Raw genomic sequence first — 4,968 nt, 5'->3', positions numbered from 1 at the left:
ACGTAGCGACGGAAAGAAAAGCCGAAGCGACGGATAGGAATCAGAGCGACGGAAAGAAGAGCTGAAGTGACGGAAGGAATCATCAGAGCGACGGAAAGAAGAGCTGAAGTGACGGAAGGAATCATCAGAGCGACGGAAAGAAAAGCCGAAGCGACGGATAGGAATCAGAGCGACGGAAAGAAAAACCGAAGCGACGGAAAGAATGGACAAAGCGACGGATAGGAAGTCGAGTGCGACGGAAAGAAGAGTCAAAGCGACGGATAGGAATCAGAGCGACGGAAAGAAGAGCCGAAGTGACGGATAGAATGGACAAAGCGACGGATAGAAATCAGAGCGACGGAAAGAAAAGCCGAATCGACGGAAAGAATGGACAAAGCGACGGATAGAAAGTCGAGAGCGACGGAAAGAAGAGTCAAAGCGACGGAAAGAAAAGCCGAAGTGACGGAAAGAATGGACAAAGCGACGGATAGGAAGTCGAGAGCGACGGAAAGAAAAGTCAAAGCGACGGATAGGAATCAGAGCGACGGAAAGAAAAGTCGAAGCGACAGATAGGAATCAGAGCGACGGTAAGAAAAGCCGAAGTGACGGAAAGAATGGACAAAGCGACGGAAAGAAAGTCGAGAGCGACGGAAAGAAGAGTCAAAGCGACGGATAGAGCAGCCAAAGTCGTGGATAGAACCATCAATGTCGTGGATAGAACGGTCAAAATCGTGGATAGCCCCGTCAAAGCGACGGATAGAAAGTCGAAAGCGACGGATAAAAACGCCAAATCGCCGAAAAAGGCGCCATTTAAAGGCTTTTTCGGATTTAACGCGCTGAGGGTGTGCGAATCAGTGCGTTAAATCCTAGTATGAGAAGCAAATAGCAAGCAATTAATTTTTTTGTTCTTACCACTTTACGCGATTTTCTTCGATGCTGCCTAGCATTTGTTGGATGACAAGTGTTTCGCCATTGTCTAGTAATACGGAGCCGTCGTAGTAGCCAAACATTTGATGTACTTCAGATTTTATGAGACCAGCTTTTGTGACGGATACACGCTCGAAAAATGGGGAGAATGTTAATGAAACTTGGTTAGTGAATTTAGTTTTGATTTTCCATCGTTGCATTAAATCCTCTTGATTATAGCTAAACAGTACATCCTCGTGTATTTTTGTCATTTTTCCTTCAACGAAAACAGCATTTTCGGTCATTCCTGTTCCGTCTGTCCATTTACCACCTAAATTGAGTCCGATTCGTCTTCCTCGGACTCGCTGTGAGGCCATTCCCCAATTCCATGTGAATGTACGGGGCCAAACGCCACGACTGTATTCTAGGACAGAGAAGTTTTCCTCAGGGGAAAATGTAAAGCGACGATTACCAATTGTCACAAACCCAGAAGTAGGGAGTGTATGATGCTTACCTGTAAATTGGAATGTTTTACGGTTCCAAGGGATGACTACATTCAATGACTCATCTGTAGGCGGATGCTGAATGACAAGCTTTGCACGTAAAACATCTCCATCGAAGTCTGGGATTGAAACGGATAGATGTGTTTCATTTTGTACATATGTCATATCAATCATCATTTCACTATTTTTGAAGGATACTGAATCTAGCACCTGCGTAGGCATTTTTAACTTTCCACCCAATGGAATGGTAATTGTTTTTTCAAAGTAGCGCTGTGTTTCATATTCAAGGAAATAGACGAAGCAGACCGCTGCGTAGTCTAGATGGCTAATAGTAGCTGAGAAGATGATCTCATCGCCGTAGACACACCAATAATTCCATTTCTTTTTGCGCATGATATGGCCACTTAAATTGCTGTTTATGAGAGGTTTACGAGCAAATCCGATGGCAGCTGGATTTAAATTACCTTTTTTATCGCATAAAAGAGTAGGTTGTATAATTTCTTTCTCAGCATGCTGCTTCAATTTCAACATCCCTTCTGATTCGTAATATAAAAGCCTATAATTCCTTACCCTTATTGTAGCAAAAACTATCTCAAAATTGGCAAAGATAGTGCCAAATAAGACCACATTCGACATTTTTATGAATAAGGACCTAGCTAATAGAAATCCCTCTTTATACATATGTTGAACATAAGGAGGGGAAGCGTGGCAAAAATGTATAACAGACAGGCCGCTGTACAGTATGCGAACTTGTGGTGGAACAGGCGTAATCCAGCATTTCCGAATTTTACTGTTGATTGTACGAACTATATATCTCAATGTTTACTTGCTGGAGGAGCACCAATGCGAGGTGCTCCAAACAGAGGGAAAGGTTGGTGGGTTCAACATGGAAATTGGAGCTTTAGCTGGTCTGTTGCACATTCCCTTAGATGGTATTTGGAAGGCTCTACAACAGGGTTGAAGGGTAGGCGTGTACAATCTGCCGAAGAATTAGAACTTGGAGATGTCATATTTTATGATTTCCAGGGGGATGGAAGAGTTGATCATTCCGTAATTGTGACAAGTATCGAAAATGGTATCCCATATGTTAACGCACACACTTCAGATAGTATTAAGCGACCATATTTTTATGAAGATTCAACGGCTTATACGCCAAGCATGACTTATCATTATATTCATATAGAAGATAGTTTTGCTTAAGGTGAAGCAGTGTTAAAGCTCATCATTTTGTGATAATGTGAAGGGTAGAAGATATCAATTTTAATTATTGTAGTGTTATAGAAGGAGATAAGAGTATATGAGCGAACAATTTTTATCTGTTAGGGATGCGATTATTGAGCGTCGTTCTATTAAAAAGTTTAATGGACAGCCGGTGGATCGTGAAGATTTATTGGCTATTATTGACGATGCAGTGTGGGCACCAAATCATGGGAATCGAGAGCCTTGGCGTTTAGTTGTTGCATGTGGTAAGGAGTTAGATCTTCATAATTTATTGCGTGATCTAACGATACCGAAATGGCAGGAGCTTTCTAGTGAAGATTTAGCGAAGCAAATGGCGAAATTCACATTACCGGGTGGCTATGCTTTTGTCATCGTTCCTGAGGATGCTCGACAAAAAGAGCGATTAGAAGATTACGCAGCGGCAAGTATTTTTATTCAAAATATTCAATTGCTAGCTTGGGATAAAGGAATAGGCTCATGCTGGAAAACGCCTGGCTTCCTAGATAATCCGAAATTCCGTGAAGCCTTAAAGGTTCAGCCGGGTGAGCGCGTAATCGCGATGCTACAAGTTGGCTATTTTGATGAAGTGCCAAAAGGGAAAGAACGTAAAACATCAGCAGATATCGTTACGATTTTTGGAGAATAATATAGCAAAATCCCCTCGTTACAAGAAACGAGGGGATTTGTTATTTTACTTTTGTAATTCGGCTACCTCGTATAAATAATCACTTAAAACACGTAATCCTTTATCGAAGTTTTCTAAATGGAAGTGTTCATTTGGTGCATGGAAGTTTTCGCTTGATAAGCCGAAGCCCATTAGCACTACTGGCAATTCTAAAATTTCATCAAAGGCAGCCACGATAGGGATTGATCCTCCTCCACGTGTGTAAGCAGTTGGCACATTATATACTTTTTCGTATGAGCGGCCAGCAGCTTGGATAAATGGATGATCAAATGGTGTTAAGAATGGACGACCTTTATCGAATTCAGAGATCGTCACGTCAACGCCAGTTGGCTTATGTTTTTCAATATGTGCTTTTAATAGTGCTACAATTTCATTTGGTTCTTGATTTGGCACTAGACGGCATGTGATTTTTGCGCCAGCCTCAGCAGGAAGTACGGTTTTAATGCCTTCGCCAGAGAAGCCACCGAACACACCATTAACCTCTAATGTTGGACGTGCCCAAGTACGTTCTAAATATGAATAGCCAGCTTCACCGAATAATTCCTTCACGCCAACTTCTTCCTTCACGGATTCTTCATCAAAACCAAGCGCACGATAAGCTTCGCGTTCCTCTTCAGATAATGGTAAAACTTTATCGTAGAAGCCCTCAACTTGAATTGTGCCATGCTCATCGCGGAAGGATGCTAAAATGTCAGCTAATGCATGAATAGCATTTTGGACACCGCCACCGTAAAGACCAGAGTGAAGGTCTCCTTTTGCACCACGAACATCAATTTGAACCCCCGTTAAGCCACGTAATCCATAGCATACAGCAGGCTTACCAGGACCATATAAACCTGTATCAGAAATCAAAATTAAGTCAGCTGCTAGTTTCTCTTTATGCTCTTCAACATAGGCAGGAAGGTTAGGACTACCAATCTCTTCTTCACCTTCATAGATGAACTTCACGTTCACAGGTAAAGTACCAGTTGTCGCAAATAATGCTTCAATCATTTTTAAGTGCATAAACACTTGTCCTTTATCGTCACTAGCACCACGAGCGAATAGTTTGTTGTCTCGAATTGTCGGGTTGAATGGTTCCGTTTCCCATAAATTTAGTGGGTCAACCGGTTGTACATCATAATGACCGTAAAATAGAATAGTTGGTTTATCCTCTGCGTGTAACCAATCCGCATAAACAACAGGGTGACCTGCAGTTTGCGTAATAGAGACATTCTCAAGATTTAGCTTCTTAAAAGCGTTTGCTAACCACTCAGCGGCATTTTGAATATCTCCTTTATGCTCTGATAAAGAACTAATACTTGGAATACGTAAAAATTCATTTAATTCATTTAAGTGTGCTTCGCGATGTTCTGAAAAATACGCATCTAATTGCTGTAAATTTGTCATCTAGCATCCCTCTTTTCAAATATTTCGATAATAGAAATAGTATAGCATAATGTGGTTGGGGAATCTTGTTATAGCAATGGTTCCTGCCATATTTAGCTAGCCCAACTGCCTGTAAAGTTGGTTGATTAATTCACAGACCATTTCTTACTGGATGCTTGTCACTCACATACTTTCATCACTGTTCTTTTCTATTTGATGATTTGTCAAATTAAGTGCAACAATTGCTCATTAAAAGCCTCGTTTGCAGTTTTCCAACCAAGACATTTTCTTGGTCGGTTGTTGATA

Annotated in this window: 5 protein-coding genes; 3 read left to right on the top strand and 2 right to left on the bottom strand. The window is 41.4% G+C overall.

The annotated features are described in order from the left end of the window. Positions 1-593 precede the first annotated feature (593 nt). Positions 594-842: a hypothetical protein gene (locus ACQKOG_RS26625; protein ID WP_427448573.1), complete on the top strand. Its 249-nt coding sequence runs from the start codon at positions 594-596 to the stop codon at positions 840-842. Positions 843-887: 45 nt separating this feature from the next. Here ACQKOG_RS26625 and ACQKOG_RS26620 read toward each other — a convergent pair whose 3' ends face one another. Continuing rightward, the gene (locus tag ACQKOG_RS26620) at positions 888-1,910 is read right to left on the bottom strand and encodes a DUF2804 domain-containing protein (RefSeq protein ID WP_370083651.1); all 1,023 of its coding nucleotides are present in this window, start codon (positions 1,908-1,910) and stop codon (positions 888-890) included. A gap of 183 nt (positions 1,911-2,093) precedes the next feature. Here ACQKOG_RS26620 and ACQKOG_RS26615 point away from each other — a divergent pair, with 183 nt between their 5' ends. Together ACQKOG_RS26615 and ACQKOG_RS26610 are read left to right on the top strand one after the other, a co-directional pair. Further along, on the top strand, positions 2,094-2,588 hold the full coding sequence (locus tag ACQKOG_RS26615; protein WP_370083649.1) for an amidase domain-containing protein: 495 nt from the start codon (positions 2,094-2,096) through the stop codon (positions 2,586-2,588). A gap of 97 nt (positions 2,589-2,685) precedes the next feature. After that, on the top strand, positions 2,686-3,255 hold the full coding sequence (locus tag ACQKOG_RS26610; protein ID WP_427448572.1) for a nitroreductase family protein: 570 nt from the start codon (positions 2,686-2,688) through the stop codon (positions 3,253-3,255). Positions 3,256-3,300: 45 nt separating this feature from the next. Here the strand turns inward: ACQKOG_RS26610 and ACQKOG_RS26605 are convergent, their stop codons facing one another. Next, positions 3,301-4,683, bottom strand: a complete 1,383-nt coding sequence (locus ACQKOG_RS26605) for a dipeptidase (protein ID WP_370083646.1) — start codon at positions 4,681-4,683, stop codon at positions 3,301-3,303. Positions 4,684-4,968: the final 285 nt, after the last annotated feature.

The organism is Lysinibacillus sp. NPDC093216, from assembly GCF_050280325.1.
Lineage (GTDB): Bacteria > Bacillota > Bacilli > Bacillales_A > Planococcaceae > Lysinibacillus.
The sequence above is the reverse complement of the archived record's forward strand: the minus strand, read 5'-3'. Positions and strand labels throughout refer to the sequence as shown.